The following is a 16,448-nucleotide window of genomic DNA, read 5'->3' as shown; positions in this document are numbered from 1 at the left end:
ACCGTGCGTGTCGACGTGCTTGCGCAGGTCGGGGCCTTCCACGTATTCCGTAGCCAGCCAGGGCCGTTCGGCCTCCGCGTCGGCGTCCAGGAACGCGGCGATGCGCGGGCCCCAGATGGTCTTGAGTATCTCGACTTCCTGGGCGAAGCGCAGCCGTGTCTCGGTGTCGACTGCGGATGGCTTGATCACTTTCACGGCAGCAGATTCACCGCCCGGGGACTCACCCAAATACACCTGACCCATGCCGCCGTGACCGATAAAGCCGAGCAACTCGAAGCCGTTGAGTTCGGCCGGGTCCTCGGGGCTGAGGGGAGTCCTGTGCACCGGCGTCCTCGTTGGGGAGCTGATGGGTGGCGGGGATGTGCTCTGAACAACGGCAGTGGACCCGCGTAGAGAGCGTCGGGCGGTTCTTGGGTCGGCACCGGGCTCGGTGAGGGATACGGCGGTCGGGGGACTGCGCTCCAGAGGGGTACAGGGGCTGCCCGGGGAGCACCGAGTCAGCGGATGAGCAGTGTGATGATCACCGGGATGGCTCCGGTGAGAAGTGTCAGCGTCATGGTGGCGATCGTCTGGTTGTTGATCACGCCGGTCGGGCTTCCGCTGACGCGACTGAACAACTCGAAAAGTCGCATGCTTTCGTCATCGACCTGGCCGGACGCGCTGGGCGGCTGTTGCGGCAGGGCGCGTTTGAGGCGGCGCAGCGACGCGATTCTCTTCTCCGTGACGGTAGCGGACAGGCGCCAGTGCGAATAAAGCCCGAACAGGGCGACCGAGACCATGAGGGTAATCGCCAGGCCCCATTTGATAACGGCGAACACCCGTTCTCCCGGTACATACCGGGAGATGTAGACGGCCGGTGCGAAGGCGATCGTGCCTCCCAGAGCGGCCCAGGCCGTCACTATCCGGTACCAGCGTGACAGACATTCGATCCCGGGCGTATTGGCCGGGGACATCCACCACAGTCTGATGTGCCCCCGCCGGGTGATGAGCCTGGAGAGGCGTGCCGCTCTGAGGATCCAGTAGAGACAGTTGGCGCCTGCGGCACCCGTGAGCGCCACGGCGATGTAGGAGGCCGGGCCGATGTACAGGTGGTCGGTCAATCGCTGGATGGTGGACAAGCCGAAGAGGGCGATGACCGCGATGACTGAGCCCAGCAGCATGTAACGTACCTGCCGCCGTTGAGGGTTGCCCCGATCAAGCCACGCGTGCAACTCGATGCGGCCTCTAATGGTCAGCATCTCGTCGATGCTCTGGGTGATCGCGTTGAAGAGGCGACAGCCGCTCCACTGGCACAGCACAACGACGAAGTTGACCGCGCAGTAGTAGGCCAGCCAGCCGAAATAGGGAATCATGCGCGAGGCCTGGGCCGGATCCAGAATCTGCCCGATGGCTGCGAGCAGGAGCGGCGAGACGTTCACCACGATGAAGGGGACGGCCCGCTTGAGGGACCATGTGTTGCGGGGGCCCGCGGTGCGAATACCGAACAGCCGCAGCATCGTCATCTGGGAAATATCGGAAGGATATCTGTCGCGGAGATCTCCAAGGGCGGGCACTGCTCGCTCCTCAGGTGTCGAGTCGGTCGCTGCCGCGTTGGCCTCGGCTCGGCGCCGGTCGGCCCGAAGGTGCCGGTTGCGCCGATCATGTGCCGGAACGGAGGGCCGGAGATGACTCCCAATTCCGGAATGATCCCTTCCTTCCGTGACACGCCCCCTCGAAGCACCTTCCCCCTAAATGAGCCGAATGCAAACGCCTTTGGGCGACGCACCGCGATTCCCGTAGAAGTCGTTACATGCTTGGGACGGCACCGGCCGACGACCGACGCCTTACGCCCCATCAGATGAGCCCTAGTCGATCGAGTCCTGCGTGATCCGCTTGGCGATCCGGGCCGCCGGACCGCCGTCCCTCGCGCCACTCGCGCCCTGGTCCTCCACGACCACCGCGACGGCGACCCGTTTGCCTCCTCCGCCCCGCCGGGCGTACGAGGTGGACCAGTTGGCCTCCACGCCGCCCGCGCCTCCACGCCGCCCGCGCCTCCACGCCGCCCGCGCCTCCGCGCGCGGTGGGGGACTTGCCGCCGAGCTCCGCGCCATCGACCCGGGTGGCGCTGCCGGTGCCCTTCGCGACGACGTCCGCCATCGCCGTGCGCAGCTGGGCGGCCGTCTCCGCCCGCGTCGCCGAACAGCCGGGCCTTGCCCGCACTGACGACCCGGGTCGTGGTGGGCTTCGCGCCGTCGTCCAGGTTGGCGTCGCCGTCCTTCACCTGGGAGACCAGAGCGCCGGGGTGAACTCCCGTCCCGCGATCTGTTCCGGCGCCATGAAGCCGGGCGTGCCCAGCCGCACATCCGGCCCGGTCAGGGCCGTGGCGTCCATCGCCCGGGCGATTCCGAAGTCGATGACCCGCGGCCCGTCGGAGGCCAGCAGCACATCGGACGGCTTCAGATCGCGATGAATCAACCCCGCCCGGTGGATCGACTCCAACGCCTCGGCCACCCCGGCCACCAGCTGCAACACCGTCGTCGACGGCAGCGGCCCATGCTCGGCCACGGCCGTGCTGAGAGCGGGCCCGGCGACGTACGCACTGGCGAGCCACGGGCGCGTGTTCGGCGGTGTCGCTGTCCAGGACGGGCGCGGTGTACGGCCCCTGAACCCGCCGCGCCACCTCGACCTCCTGTGCGAAGCGGCGTCGGAACTCGGCGTCCCGGGCGTGCTCGCCCCGGATCACCTTGACGGCCACGGGCTGGCCACCGCGGGTGTAGGCGAGATAGACGGCGCCCATACCCCCGACGCCCAGCCCTGCCGCGTACCCGGTACCCGCCGATCTCGGTGGGGTCGTCCCCACCCAACGCGTCCAACGCCCTGTTCCCGCTCGGCTTTGGCCCCATGGCTATGGAGTGCCGTGACGGCGCCTCATGTTAGTGGGGCGGTTCGTCGCCGAGAGCTAAGAGGCGGACGCCGGCGGGGGGCTGCGATTGGGGGCTCGGGCTGGGCGGCGCCAGCAGAAGAAAGCGCCGCCCTACTCCGTCAGCTGAGCGTCCGCAGCGCCGCCGCATCGTATGCGGCCAGCTCTCCGAACCGCCCCTCGAGCACCTTCGCCGCCCACTGCGGATCCTGGAGCAGCGCACGGCCCACGGCCACCATGTCGAACTCCTCGCGCTCCAAGCGGTCAAGGAGGTTGTCGATGTCCTTGACCTGGGCACCCTCGCCCTGGAAGCTGCGGATGAACTCGCCGTCCAGGCCGACCGACCCGACCGAGATGACCGGCTTGCCGGTGAGCTTCTTCGTCCAGCCGGCGAGGTTGAGGTCGGAGCCGTCGAACTCCGGGAGCCAGTAGCGGCGCGTCGAGGCGTGGAAGGCGTCGACACCGGCCGTGGCCAGCGGGGTCAGGATGGCCTCCAGCTCCTCCGGGGTGGTCGCGATCCTGGCGTCGTACGCCCCCATCTTCCACTGCGAGTAGCGGAAGATCACCGGGAACGACGGCGAGACCGCCGCACGCACCGCGGCCACGAGCTCCGCGGCGAACTTCGTACGGGCCACCGGGTCACCGCCGTAGGCGTCCGTGCGCTGGTTGGTCTTCGACCACAGGAACTGGTCGATGAGGTAGCCGTGGGCGCCGTGCAGCTCCACCCCGTCGAAGCCGATGCGCTCCGCGGCGGCCGCGGCCTCGGCGAACGCCCCTATCACCTCGTCCATGTCCTGCTGAGACATCGACTTGCCGGCGCCCTCGGTGCCGTCGATGACGCGAATGCCGGACGGGCCGATCGCCGGGGCGTCCGGGAACGGGGGCTTGCCGGCGTCGCGCACCATGCCGACGTGCCACAACTGCGGCACGATCGTCCCGCCCGCCGCGTGCACGGCCTCGGCGACCTTCGCCCAGCCCGCCAGCTGCTCCTCGCCGTGGAAGCGCGGGACCCGATCGCTCTCCCCGGCCGACTCATGACCGACGTACGTGCCTTCGGTGACGATCAAGCCGACGCCGGCGGCGGCGCGGCGCGCGTAGTACGACGCCACGTCCTCGCCCGGGATTCCGCCCGGGGAGAACTGCCGGGTCATGGGCGCCATCGCGATCCGGTTCGGAACGGTCAGGCCGTTCAGAGAGACCGGCCGGGACAGGATCTGAGCCGCACGGTCGGCGGAAACTGGGAGAGTCACTGAGGCTCCTCGCGAAACAGTTAAACATGACAACTATGTAGGTGCTCCACAGACTCAACCGGCCCCCGCCCCACCCCATTCCGTCCCCCGACTGTGATCCCGATACGTCAGGGGCGCGGCACCCATGAGCAGCGGCCGCTCGGCCCGGCGGCGCCGTGCAGGTGCAGGGCGAGGGCTGGTTCCGGGTCCCAGGGGGCGTCAGGTCGGCGGTGGACATACGCCAGGTGTCGCACCCATTCCCGCGATCCCATGCGCGGTGATCCGCAGACCTTCGACCTTCGCCGTCGAAGTCGCGCCGTAGTAGAGCGAAGCGACGCCTGCGGCGGCGAGTTCGCCAAGCAGACAGGATGAACGCGCTCTTCGGCCAGCCCCCTGTCCGCCCGCCCCTGGTGTTCACGGAAGAGGTAGCCGGGGGCGAGAGGTGGGCCGGCGACAGGTACGTGGCCGTGCAAGCGGTCAGAGCGCGCGGCACCGGCCCGGTGCCGGTGACGCGCAGACCAGCGGGCAGGACGGTGGTGGACAGGGGTGCGGTCCTTCGCCGCGTCCAGCAGCCGCCATTCGCGCAGCTCTCAGCGCTCGATCAGGCCTTGAACGGCGAGCGCGTCGAACCACCCAGGCCGCGCAGCCGCCCCCACACCTCGTACCTGCCGGCGCGGGACGAGGCTCCGGCCATCAGAGCGGTTCCGCCGGAAGACCAGCTCATCGGCCATCGGGCGCTGGGGCGAGCGCGTCGACGAGCTCCCGGTCCCGGTCCTCCCCGGCCTGCCCGGGGGCGGCCGTCGGCCCGTCCGTGCGCGGCAGTACCGCGTACAGCCCCGCCGCGACGGCGATCGTGGCCACCCAGCCCAGACCGTTCTCGCCGATCCAGGTGTCCGACAGCGGCCCGGAGAACCAGGACACCGAGGTCAGGCACAGGCCGAAGGCCAGCGCCGCGGCCCAGGCGGTCACGGCCTGCCAGGCGAAGCCGCCTCGGTACCAGTAGGCGCTGGTGCGCGTGGTGTCCATCAGCGCCCGGGCGTCGTAGGCCCGGCCGCGCAGCATGTCGACGCCGAAGACGCCGATCCAGGCCGAGAAGGAGACCGCCAGCAGCGTCAGGAAGGCGATGAACGAGCTGATGAAGCTGGTCGCGACCAGCATCAGCAGCGCCCCGCCGACCAGGCTGATCACCGCGTTCACGCTCACCGCCCAGGCGCGCGGCACCTTGACGCCCAGCGTCTGCGCGGTGAAGCCGGCCGAGTACATCGACAGGCTGTTGATCAGCAACATCCCCACCAGCGCGACGATCAGGTACGGCACCGCCAGCCAGGCCGGCAGCAGCTCACCGATGAACGACACCGGGTCGGAGGCGGACGCCAGGTCCGGCGTGCCAATGGCCATGACCCCACCCAGGATCACCATCGGCACGACGACGATGCCGGCGCCGCCGACGGTGTGCGCCACGATCCGTCGCCCGGACGCCGAGCGCGGCAGATAGCGGGTGAAGTCGGCCCCTGACGGCGCCCAGCTGATGCCCCCGGCCGCGATGGTTCCGATACCGGCGATCAGCGTCGCCGTGCTGCCGGCCGGCCGTGCGAGGACCGCGTGCCAGTCGGTGCTGTTGATCAGGTAGGCGATGACGAGGACGCTGAAGCCGCCGAAGAGGTAGGCCGACCACCGGTTGCACAGCAGCAGTGCCTTGCGGCCCATGCCGCTGACCGCGAAGGTGGCCCCCACGAAGAGCACCAGCGCCACCACGATCAGGGCGGTGCCGCTCTTGATCCCGAAGAGCAGGTTCAGGATGGTCAGCAGCGCGTACGCGCCCGTCACCGCGTTGATCGTCTCCCAGCCCCAACGGGCGCTCCAGGTGACCGCGCCGGGCAGCAGATTGCCGCGCTGCCCGAACACCGCACGCGACAGCGTCATCCCCGGGGAGCCGCCGCGCTTGCCCGCGATCGACAGCACGCCCACGATGCCGTACGACACCAGGGGCGCGCAGACGGCCGCCACCAGGACCTGCCAGATGTTCAGCCCGCCGGAGACGACCAGCCCGGCGCCCATGGTGAGCAACAGCACACTGATGTTCGCCGCCACCCACGTGGGGAAGAGCTCGCGAACGCGCCCGTGGCGCTCACCGTCCGGAACCGGCTCGATACCGCGGGTCTCGACGGCACCCACGTCAATGTCCCTGTCGAGGGCGTCGGGCGTGCCGGTGGCTATGGCCGTGGGGGAATCGGGCATGGGAGTGGCTCCGTGGGGGGCATGGGGAGCGGGGGAACCTCCCTAGCATCGGCGCTTGACACGAAAAACGCCAAACGCGCCTTAGGTCAGCCTTAGGACGGCTATCTCCCTGACGCGGCCGCCCGGGGGCGGTGGCCGATACCGACGGTAATGGCGATCGCCGCCCTTGCTGGAGTCACCGCCTCTGGGGCCTGTGAGCACAGTTGTGGTCACCGGACGAGCGCGGGACCCATCGCCGACTCGCCGTATGCGGGTTCGGCGCCAAACGCCAAGGACCCGACTCAGTTGGACTGAGTCCGGCCCTCTGTGTTTGGCACACGTGCAGGTCTGCGGCTTGATCCGCTGCTTCTGCTGTATGCCCCCGGCGGGGGACGCGGCAAATGGGGACATACCGATCCATTGGTGAGCGATGAGCTGGTGATCCAGACGGCCTTCCCAGTGCCGGTGACTCGGGCGCGCACGTAATCGATTGGCGTTCTGCCCGCACCACACGGAGCCGCCTCCGGTGGCTCGGCCGTGGCAGAGCCGCCGGGTGGTGAGAAGAACCGCACTGCTTCCGCCGTGCGTGTTGGGCACGCCCGGCAGCGCGCGACGAGGGCGCCGTCAGATCTTGATGACGGTGACGTGTCCGCCGCACAGTGCCGTGATGTTCTCGGGGTCGGAGGTGAGCACTGTGGTGGGCCCGGGGGCGGCGAGAACGGTGGCGCTGAGCATGGCGTCGATGGCGTACTTGTGCCCGTGCAGGCCGGTGTCGGCCATGAGAGCGGCGGCGTGGCGGGCGACGGCGTCGGTGACGGGCTCGACGACGACGCGGGACAGCGTCCACTCCAACGCCGGCCGGTTGATCCGGGGGTGGACGACTTCCACGAGAGTGGCGGTGCTGGTGATTACCCGCAGGTCGTCGGCGCGGGCCAGGGCGAGCCAGCCGGTGACCGTGCGGTCCCGCAGTACGGCCTTGGCGAGTCCCTCGCTGTCGAGGACCAGGGTGCCGCCGGGTACGGCAGCGGGTGATCGCGTCACGCCGCGTTCGCTCCGTCGGGTGTCTGCTGCCTACGGGCCTGCTGGAGTTGGTCCCGGAGCGCTTGGACCTCCTCGTCGGTGATCGGTCCGTGTTCGGCCTCGGCGACCGTGATGAGCTCGTTGAGGTTGTCGCGCTCGATCTGGCGGGCCACGGCCGCGGCGACGTAAGCGGACAGGCCGGACGGCCCGCTGCGAGCGCGAGCGGCTTCGGCGATGTCCCGTGGCATCGTGATCGAGTACTTCTGCGTGGGCTCGGACATGCTCCTTATGCTGCTACGCATACTCCACGCGATCCCGTGAGTTGTCAGGGTGCGAGGTCGGTCAGGAGATCGTCGAGGACGGTTTCCTCCTCGATGCGTACGTCGAGTTCGCTGAGGGCGGCCCGCAGGTCGGGGTCCCAAGGAGCGGTGGCAGGTGTGCCCGTCAGGGGTGGTGCCAGGGGGCTTCTGCTAGCGGCGGCGCGGTAGTCGGCGGTGGTGTAGCGCCAGGGGCGCCAGGGCACGCGCCGGAGCAAGGCGGCGGCGATGCGTATGCCGCCCCAGTCGAAGTCGCCGTGGTAGAGCAGCTTTGCCCGGCTGGAGTGCAGGTGGCGCAGGAGGGTGAGGGCGGCGGCCGAGGGCTGGCCCTGGAGACAGATCAGGGGTGGGCAGGCAGGGCCGTAGGTGTCGGCCGCGGTGGCGAGCACGGTCGGGTTCTCACAGACGTGCACCACCGGGGGCGTCGCACGGGGAGGGGTGCGGGTGAGCTGGCGCAGGGTGAGCACGGCGGGTTCCCCGGTGCCGGTGGCCCAGTCGAGCGCGGGTGTGCCGGGTAGGCCCAGGGTCAGGACGGTGGAGGACAGGGCGTCCTTGAGGAGGCCCGCGGAGGCCCATGCTTCGCGGCGCCACTCGGCTCCGGTGCCGTCGGGGAAGCCGGTCAGGGCGCGGATGCCGGAGTGGACGAGGGTGGCGAGCGGGGTGCCGTCGTCGAGGGCGTGGGCATCGCCGAGGGTGCGGGCGGCGAAGGCCGGGAGGGAGACGGCCGGATCCGTGGGCAGGCTCCGCAGCGCCGTCGCGGTGGAGGTGAGCAGGGCCCGGGCGGTCTCCGGGCCGCGGGCGAGGCGGCGGACGAGGCCGCTCATGCGTATGTGCTCGCCCCAGTCGGTCAGTTCGGGCCGCTCGGAGCACAAACCGGTGAGCGGGGTGTACGCGTCGTGCCAGGCGTCCGCCTCCCGCCGGCGTGCGTCGCTGAGGAGGGTGACGGGTCCGGTGAGAGCGACGACGGCGGCGGCGAGGCCGTCGGGGCTGACGCCGGAGCGGCGCAGGATGGTCTCGACGGCGTCGAGCCGGATGCTCAGCGAGCGCCCGCCGCCGGGGGCTCGGCCCAGCAGGCGCTCGGCGGCGGCCCGCTCGCCGTCGGTGGGCGCGGCCAGGATGACCGGGCCGGTGAGTGGCTCGGCGCGTTCCATGCGGCGGCGTATCCGGTCCAGCAGCCAGGCACAGCCCGGATCGCCGAGGAGACGGGTGAGGCGGTCGTGGTCGACGCGCCCGATGGGGGTGCCGGGTGCGCTCATGTGAGGGTCTTCCCTTTCCTCTCCACGGGCGGTCCTGGGTCACTTCTCAGGCCCACAGGGCGTCCTGGCCGGGTGCGGGGTTCTCGGTGGGGGTGGGCTCGGGTTCCCCGGGGGAGTGTGCCGGTGCGGGGACCGTCGCCATGCGGCGGTCGGGTTCGGGGGCCGGTGCCCGCTCGGCGCCGTCCCACTGCCAGCGGGTCACCAGGACCGCGTCGATGTCGTCGACGCGGGAGAGCTGCGCGATGGCGATGCCGGGTACTTGCGGGTAGCAGGCCCATTCACGCTCGCTGGTCATCACCACGTCCAGGTCGAAGGCGTGGAGCAGGCCCAGGCACTTGGCGCGGGAGTCGTCGTCGACGCCGGCGAAGGCTTCGTCCAGGGTGACCAGGCGCGGGGCGTGTGGAGCGGCGGTGGCGTAGTGAGCGGAGGCGGCGGCGAACAGGGGTACGGAGACGGCCAGGACGCGTTCGCCGCCGGAGGCGGGCCCGGTGGCGGGCACCCAGGCGTTGTGCTGGTGGCGTTCGATGCCGAATTCGTGCCAGGCGCGGTAGTCGAGCGCGATGGTGAGCACTTCGAGCCAGCTGCCTGTGGCGTTTTCGGCCTGCGCGCGGGCGATCTGGGCTTGCAGGAACTCGCCGACCGCCGCCCGGTCCTCGGCCGCCCAGGCGTCGGCGGACTGGCGCAGCCGTGCCCGCGCCTGTGCCAGTCCGGCCGGTGCCTTGCGGGAGGGCCGCCACATCAGACGCAGCTTCATGCCGGTGGAGGTGGGTCGCTGCTCAAGTTCGGTGTTCATGGCGTGTACCTGGCGCTCGGCGGTGTCGATCAGCTCCTGAAGGGTGCCGGCGACCTCGGTCAGCAGGTGGGTTTCCAGGATTTCGCGTTCGTGCGCCGACAGTATGCGGGTCAGCTCCTGGACCTCGGTGGCCAGGGCCCCGGCCAGTTCGGGCACGGCCCGCCCGTGGCCCTGGTAGACGAGGTCGACGATCATCCCGTCCTCGGTCATGCGCGCCGTGGCGCTGTGGCCGCCCCGGGAGAGGACGTCCTGGAGCTTCTTGTACTCCTCGCTGAGCCGCTTCTGCACGCGTTCCCAGGCGCCCTCGGAGTCGTCCGTGCCGGACAGTGCCGACTCGATCGCCCGGGCGAGCGCGATCGCCGGGGTGGCGGCCCAGGATCCGCCGTCCAGCGGCGGTACGTGAGCCTCGGGCAGGGCGACGGTCAGCAGGCCGGTGGCCGCGAACCGCTGGAGCGCGGCGATGGCCTCGGCGCGCGTGGCCGCCGCTTCATGGACGTCCTTGTCCAGCTGCTCGATACGGCCCTCGGCGCGGCCGGCGCGGCGGTCCGCGGCGGAGTACTCGTGACGGGCCTGCTTCTGGTCCCGCTCGCACGTGGCGAGGGCACCCGCGGTTTCGGCCAGACGGCGCTCCAGCTCGGCGACGGCCGCGCCGACGGTCGAGCGGAGAGTGGTGTGGTGTTCGTCCGCGGCGGCGGCGAGCCGGGCCGCCTCGGCCATACGCTGGTCGAGTTCGGCCACCCGTTCCCCGGTCCGGCCGGTTTCCGCCTGCTCGTCGGCGACAGTGCGTCGCGCCTCGGCCCGGTCGCGCAGGGCCGGCCACAGGGCGGCGAGGGCGGCCGTGTGGTCGGCCAGGGCCTGGCGGACGGCCGTGAGGGCCGGTCGGTCGGCGGGCAGGTTCACGGCGTCGGCCGTCTCGGTGAGTGCGGTGGCCGCTTCGGCCTCGCGGCGGGCCGCCTCGGTGAGTTCGGCCGCGCGTTCCTCCTGGCGGGCGCGGGCCCGGTGGGCGGCGTCCGCCGCCGCGGCGGCCACCGCGTGGGCGTGTCGCAGGGGGGCGTCGTCGGGGACGGCGGCCAGTTCGGCGTCCAGGGTGCGCCGACGCGCGGCCACCGTGGCGCGTTCGGCTTCACGGCGTGCCGTGCTGGCGGCCAGGGCGTCCAGTTCGCCGCGCAGGGTGGTGATCCGGGCGCGGCGTGCTTCCTCGCGGGCGCCTTCGCCCACGTACACGGCCGCTTCCTTCGACCAGCCGCCGGTCAGCGCGCCGATGCGGAAGTGACCGTCCGCCGCCACCCACGTGCCCGGTGCACCGGTATCCCCGAGACCGATGGCCGCCAGGAGAGCGGACACGGCCGGTTCACCGACCTGCGTGGCCCGGGGATCGCCGTGGTCGACGGCGGGCCGCAGCGCGTCGGCGAGCACCGAGCCGGCCGGCGACGCGTGCGAAGGCGGCGACGCGTGCGAAGGCAGCGACGCATGCGAAGGCAGCGGGGACAGCAGCACGTCGTGGCCGCTCGCCTCCAGCATGGTGCCGTCCGGGCACACCCACGCGTCCAGGAGCCCGGACGCCTCCAGCGCGGCCTCCAGCCCCGCCCGTTCGTCCGGAGCGACGTGGTCGTGGAAGTCGACCAGCCTCCACAGAGGCGCTCCGGGAGTCCGGTCGCGCAGGCCCGGGGTACGGGTGCGGGGTGCCTCCGGTCCGTGCTGGCCACCGGCCTCCAGCTCCGCCAGCTCCCTCCTCGCCGCCGTGCGCCGCTCGGCCAGTTCGGCCAGCCGCTGGCCGAGTGCGGCGGCCCGGTCGGCCAGGTCCGCGGCCTGCCCGCGGTGGGCTGCCGCGGTCTGCTCCCGGGCGGGGCTGGGTCCGTGCAGATGCGTGCCCCAGTCGTGCAGAGCGTCCAGGAGCCCCGTCGGGTCGGGAAGGTCCAGTTCCGTGCACCGGTCGAGGTGGGCGCGTACGGCACCCACCAGGTCTTGGCCTGCCTGTGTGGCGGACGCCTCCGCCTGGGCCTGGCGTTCGGCGGTGTGGGCGGCCTCGGTCTGGGCCTCGTCCAGGCGGCGGGCGGCGGCCCGCCGTTCGCTGGCGGCCTGTTCGGCCCCCGCGGCCAGCTCCTCCACGTGGTCGAGGGTGCGCCTCCGGCGTGCCACCGACTCCTCGGCCGCGTGGCGCAGTTCGGCCTCCGGGACCGCGTCGTGGGGCCCCAGCACGTCGTCGAGCCGGGCCGCTCGGGCCGTCTCCCGTGTCTGGCTCAGCGTGCTCTCGACCCGCTGCTCGGCCGCTGCCAGCCGTCCTTCGGCGCCCGTCAGGCGGCCGAGGGCGCGGGAGTTCGCCTGGGCGGCCTGGCCCCGGTCCGCCTCCGCTCGGGCCCGCTCGCCGTCGGTGCGCCGCGCATCGGCCGCCGCCTGCTCCAGTTCCCGGGCGCTGCGCATCTCCGGACCCGCGCGCAGCGCGGCGTCCTGGGCCGTCAGCCGCACGGCCGTCTCCTCCAGCTGGGCGATCCGCTCCGCGGCCTCCGCCCGTTGCCGCTCGGCCTCCTCCCGCTCGGTCCGCGCCTGGGACAGGTCACGGTGCAGCTGTTCGTAGCGGGCGTGTTCGCTGCGCGGCAGCCGGGCCCGTCGGCGGGTGGCCACGCGGGCGTAGCGGCGGTAGTGGTCGAGGAAGGCGGAAGCGGCTCGTTCGGCCTCACCGGCCGCTCGCAGTTCCTCCTTCTCCTCGTCCAGGGAGCGGAACGCTTCGGCCACATCGGCGATCACCGCCTGGTCCATGGGCGGCAGCGCCTCGGTCAGCGCGCGGGACAGCGCCGTCTCATTGGGGCGCTTGGACAGCTGCGGCTGGCGCAGCTGGATGAGCAGGTCGACCAGGGCGGCGTAGCGCCGCTCGCCGAGCCCGAACAGCGCCTCGTCGACCGCCCTGCGGTACGCCTTCGCCTGGTCGTGGACCATGCCGCGGCCGGCGACGGCCTCGGCCAGGCGATCCCGCGACAGCGCGGTGCCGGTGGCGTCGAGCAGGGTCAGCTCCTCGCCGACGCGCTGGTCGGTCACCGCGTACCAGTGGCGGGCGATGCCGCGGCCCGTTACCGCTTTCAGCCCGCACAGCAGCGTGCGGAAATGTGCCTGGCCCGAGTCCTGGCCACGGCGGCCGAATTCGATCCAGGTGTAGCCGAGCCGCTCCGGGTGCGGGTGCCGGCCGCCGAGCAGCAGGTTCCACTCCATGCGCTTGCCCGGGTCGGCGTCGGGTTCCACCCGGCGGGCGGACAGGTCGCCGTCCAGGAGGAAGGGCAGGGTCAGGGCGAGCACCTTGGACTTGCCGGTGCCGTTGTTGCCGCGCAGCAGCAGGCGGCCGTCACGGAACCAGAACTCCTCCGTGTCGTAGTGGAAGAGGTCGACCAGGCCGATGCGCAGCGGCTGCCACCGGCCGGGTGTCGGGTCGGGCAGGGCGGTCACGACTGCGGTGCCTTTCGCTTGGGGGCGCTGGGTGTGCGAGGAGCACGGGGTGTGCGGGCGGAAGCCTGTCCCGGTTCCGTCACGACGGTCTCGCCGACCGCGTACCGCGCGAGCGCGGGCAGCGGGACGATGCCCTTCGGGGTGGTGGCGACCAGACCGAGCGCGGTGAGCCTCTCCAGCGCCTGGCCGACCAGCTCCGCCTCCGCGCCGGGCTGCTTGGCGCTCTTCGACCAGAACGCACCGTGTTCGGCGGCCAGCTCCTGAACCTTGCGTTCGAGGTCGGCGCGGCTCACCTCGCCGTCCCTGGCCGCCAGGTGTTCGGCGAGCAGCAGGGTGACGTGCCCGTGCGTGCCCTGCTCCGGCATCCGTACGTCGGTCAGATCGTCGTGCGGGTCGACCATGGCGATGCCCTCGGCCCGCACCTCGGGAACCAGGCCGGTCAGTTCCGTGATGCGGGCGGTGAGGAAGGCTCGCTGGCGGGTCAGGTAGACGAGTTCCTCGTCGGTCAGCTCCTCGTAGTAGAGCACCGGGTCGTCCAGCAGCCTCCGGGTCAGCCGCTGGCGGATCGCGCGGAAACGGAGCTCGTCGCTGTCCAGCGCGCTCTCGGCGGTCAGCTCGGCCAGCCGGTCCTCGAAGTCCTCGGTGATGATCGTCGACGGGCCCCGGCGGGCGGCCAGCAGCCCGGCCAGGACGCGCCGCTGCACGTCGTACAGCACGTCGCCGCTACCGCTGACGTATGCCTCCTCCTCGCCGGCCACCCGCCGCAGCACCCCATAGCGCAGCAGCAGCCGCACCACCGCCGCCAGATCCAGGCGTTCGTCGCGGCGCTCCATGGTGAACTCCACCCCGGCGGCGGCCAGGTGGGGATCGGCGGCGTCCAGCACCACCTGCTCGGCCAGGCGGCCCAGGGCGATCTGCGCCTCACCCCGCTCCAGCGCGGCCAGCGCCAGACACAGCAGCACATACCGGCGGCGCGTGAACGCGGCGCGGCCACGAGACGCCTCGCGCGCCGGATGGGTGGGATCGGCCAAGGTGCCGGGCGTCCGGGCCAGCCGGGCGGCCTCCGCGTCCACCCGCAGCGACCAGCCGGTGTTGCGGTCGAACCAGTCGCGCAGCTCCGAGGCGTGCTGCCGCACCAGCCGGAACTCGTCCGCGTGCGGGCCCCGCGCCAGCAACAGCGGCTCCTTCAACAGGGTCCGGGCCGCCTTGTGCACCTCGGCCGTCCGCCGGCCGTCCAGCACCTCGCCCAGGGGCGTGGTCATGGCTCCCCCTCAATCGTCTCGGCCGGTGTGTGGCTGTCCCGCGCGGCCGGGCCGGGTGAGGTCGGTGATCTCGATCAGGTGGTCGGGGCCGCGGAAGGTCCCGCCCGGCGTACGGATCTCGGCCGTCGTCCCGTCGGCGATGGCCGTCAGCCGGATCTCCATCGAGCCGTCGTTGCTGGTCGCCACCGTGTTCGTCATACCCGGTCGCCACGTGGCCAGGGCATCGCCGAGCAGCTGCAAGAACAGCCCGAAGGCCACCGGGTCCAGTTCTCCCACCGCGGACAACCGTATGGTGTCGTCCGTCGCGAGCCGGGCACGGGCGGCGGCGATCTCCTCCGCCTGCCTGGCGGCGATCTCGGCGAGCCGGTGTCGCTGCTCGGAGCGGTCCCGCACCCGGCGGGCCCGCCCGCGGCGTTCGTAGCTGCCGGTACGGCGCAGTTGCGGGCTGATCCGCAGCGGCTCGGCCTCGGCCCACGACGTGGACGCGGGCACCGGGCGGACCGTACGCTCGGCCAGCGTATCGGCGTCCACGGTCAGATGACGCGCGGAGTACAGACCGAAGGCGGCGCGCCACAGCCGGTGCCGCGCCTCGTCGTCCGGGGCCTCGGCGAACCAGCGGGCCAGGCTACGGAAGTCGGCGGACCGGTCCGAACGCCCGGCCCGCCGCTCGTTCAACTGCCTGACCACCGCGAGGAGTTGCGGGATCGCCCCGAGGGCCCGCCCGCGCAGCAGCCGGGCCTGCGACTCACGGCCGTCCGCGGAGACGAACCAGGCGGTGAGCCCCGACCACTTCGCCGCCCACCGCTCATACGCCTGCTCCTCGGCGCTTTCGGCGTCCTCGGGCGCGGCGTCGGCCGCCTCACGGGCCGCCGCCAGCCGCAGCAGCACACCGGCCCGCCCGCCCTGCTCCAGCTCGCCGATGAGCACCGCGATCCGCCCGCCCAGCGTGATCAGGTCCTGGATGAACCGCTCCAGGTACTGGATCAGCCGGTCCTTGTAGGCGAGGAACACCTCGACCTCCACACCGTGCAGATCCATGGTGCGCTGCAGCGACCCCATGAACGCCCGCGCGTTCTCCGCCAGCGCCTCGAACCGGCCCGTCAGCGCCGACAGCGCCAGATGCGCCTTCGCCGCGTCCGGCCCGCCCTCCTCCCGCTCAGCCGCGATCACCAGAAGGGCCCGCAGCTGCGTGACGATGTCGTGCAGCGCCACCGCCTGCAGCGCACCGCGCCGCCCCAGCGCCTCGTCGTACACCGACAACGCCTGCTCGGCGGCCTCCCCGGCCTGCGTGAGCTGGTAGATGAACCGCTTGCGGTAGAAGTCCTCGACCGCGGTGACCCGGGAGGTGTCCGGATCCGCCCGCAGATTGCCCCACTCCACGAGGCTGTCCAGAGCCTTCACCACCGCGTCCGGATCCGTCGGCCGGTGCTCCGGCGGCAGCGCGGCGTGCACGTCCTCGGGCCGCAGATGCACCGCGAACCGCTCCTTCGCCGCGAGGAACGCACACATCACCTGACGGTACAAAGCCGCGTTCGGCACGGTCAGATGGATGAACGGCGCGTGCTCGCTGCCGCGCGGACCGGAAGCTGGTGACGTCATCGTCCCGGCATTCTCCCCGACACGTACACCAGGGCGGAAATCCCCGCCGCAGGGATTGACAGGATGGGCCGCGGGGGTTGACAGGATGGCCTGCCGCTTACGCGTCACACTCCGCATGCGCAGAGCGACCGGTCGCTTGCAGACCACACTGACCTCCCACCGAGAGCACGGTGACACGACGTTCCGCCTCGGCAGCCGGCGCCACCGCCAGGAACATCGCCGGCCACGAAGAAAACCGTACGGCGCACCACTGACAGACCCGGCGGACGCAGCACGACCGCCGCCACGTGCGGGAGGGGAGGGCGCGGCTCGCGCGCGGTCGGATCCTGATAACGGTGACCCGGCTGCCGCACAGCGCGGCGAGGTGATCAGCAGCACGGCCACTCGACGGTTCCCGGACATCTATGTGGCGGGCTGGTGG

General features: G+C 71.9%; 10 protein-coding genes and 2 pseudogenes. All 12 read right to left on the bottom strand.

Annotated features, from left to right (window positions below):
* Positions 1-15 precede the first annotated feature (15 nt).
* Positions 16-324 (bottom strand): annotated as a pseudogene (locus ABZU99_RS01070) (protein kinase); the annotation flags it as partial.
* A gap of 173 nt (positions 325-497) precedes the next feature.
* Positions 498-1,502 carry a hypothetical protein gene (locus ABZU99_RS01065; RefSeq protein WP_356044282.1) on the bottom strand — a complete coding sequence of 335 codons (1,005 nt, stop codon included), beginning with the start codon at positions 1,500-1,502 and terminating at the stop codon, positions 498-500.
* 342 nt (positions 1,503-1,844) lie between these two features.
* The gene (locus ABZU99_RS01060; protein ID WP_355946949.1) at positions 1,845-2,003 is read right to left on the bottom strand and encodes a hypothetical protein; all 159 of its coding nucleotides are present in this window, start codon (positions 2,001-2,003) and stop codon (positions 1,845-1,847) included.
* 271 nt (positions 2,004-2,274) lie between these two features.
* Positions 2,275-2,882 (bottom strand): annotated as a pseudogene (locus tag ABZU99_RS01055) (serine/threonine-protein kinase); the annotation flags it as partial.
* A 139-nt stretch (positions 2,883-3,021) separates the two neighbouring features.
* Complete coding sequence (locus tag ABZU99_RS01050; protein ID WP_355946951.1) at positions 3,022-4,149, bottom strand: NADH:flavin oxidoreductase; 1,128 nt, start codon at positions 4,147-4,149, stop codon at positions 3,022-3,024.
* A gap of 699 nt (positions 4,150-4,848) precedes the next feature.
* Positions 4,849-6,366, bottom strand: coding sequence for a cytosine permease (locus ABZU99_RS01045; protein WP_356044285.1), 1,518 nt, complete (start codon positions 6,364-6,366; stop codon positions 4,849-4,851).
* Positions 6,367-6,969: 603 nt separating this feature from the next.
* A complete protein-coding gene (locus tag ABZU99_RS01040; protein ID WP_356044288.1) occupies positions 6,970-7,386 on the bottom strand; it encodes a DNA-binding protein in 417 nt (138 codons plus the stop codon).
* On the bottom strand, positions 7,383-7,646 hold the full coding sequence (locus ABZU99_RS01035) for a CopG family transcriptional regulator (RefSeq protein ID WP_355946953.1): 264 nt from the start codon (positions 7,644-7,646) through the stop codon (positions 7,383-7,385). The genes ABZU99_RS01040 and ABZU99_RS01035 overlap by 4 nt, the downstream gene beginning before the upstream one ends.
* Positions 7,647-7,690: 44 nt before the next feature.
* Positions 7,691-8,938 (bottom strand): TIGR02679 family protein, encoded by a 1,248-nt coding sequence (locus ABZU99_RS01030; protein WP_356044291.1) that lies wholly within the window; start codon positions 8,936-8,938, stop codon positions 7,691-7,693.
* Positions 8,939-8,984: 46 nt separating this feature from the next.
* Entirely contained in the window at positions 8,985-13,166 is a 4,182-nt protein-coding gene (locus ABZU99_RS01025) for a TIGR02680 family protein (protein ID WP_356044294.1), read from the bottom strand.
* Complete coding sequence (locus ABZU99_RS01020; protein WP_356044297.1) at positions 13,163-14,428, bottom strand: TIGR02678 family protein; 1,266 nt, start codon at positions 14,426-14,428, stop codon at positions 13,163-13,165. The genes ABZU99_RS01025 and ABZU99_RS01020 overlap by 4 nt, the downstream gene beginning before the upstream one ends.
* A 9-nt stretch (positions 14,429-14,437) precedes the next feature.
* Complete coding sequence (locus tag ABZU99_RS01015; RefSeq protein ID WP_356044299.1) at positions 14,438-16,027, bottom strand: TIGR02677 family protein; 1,590 nt, start codon at positions 16,025-16,027, stop codon at positions 14,438-14,440.
* Positions 16,028-16,448: the final 421 nt, after the last annotated feature.

The sequence above is a fragment of the Streptomyces sp. NPDC005266 genome, assembly GCF_040607655.1.
In the GTDB taxonomy this organism is placed as follows: domain Bacteria; phylum Actinomycetota; class Actinomycetes; order Streptomycetales; family Streptomycetaceae; genus Streptomyces.
Note: the sequence above shows the minus strand (reverse complement) of the source record. Positions and strands in the feature narration are given on the sequence as shown.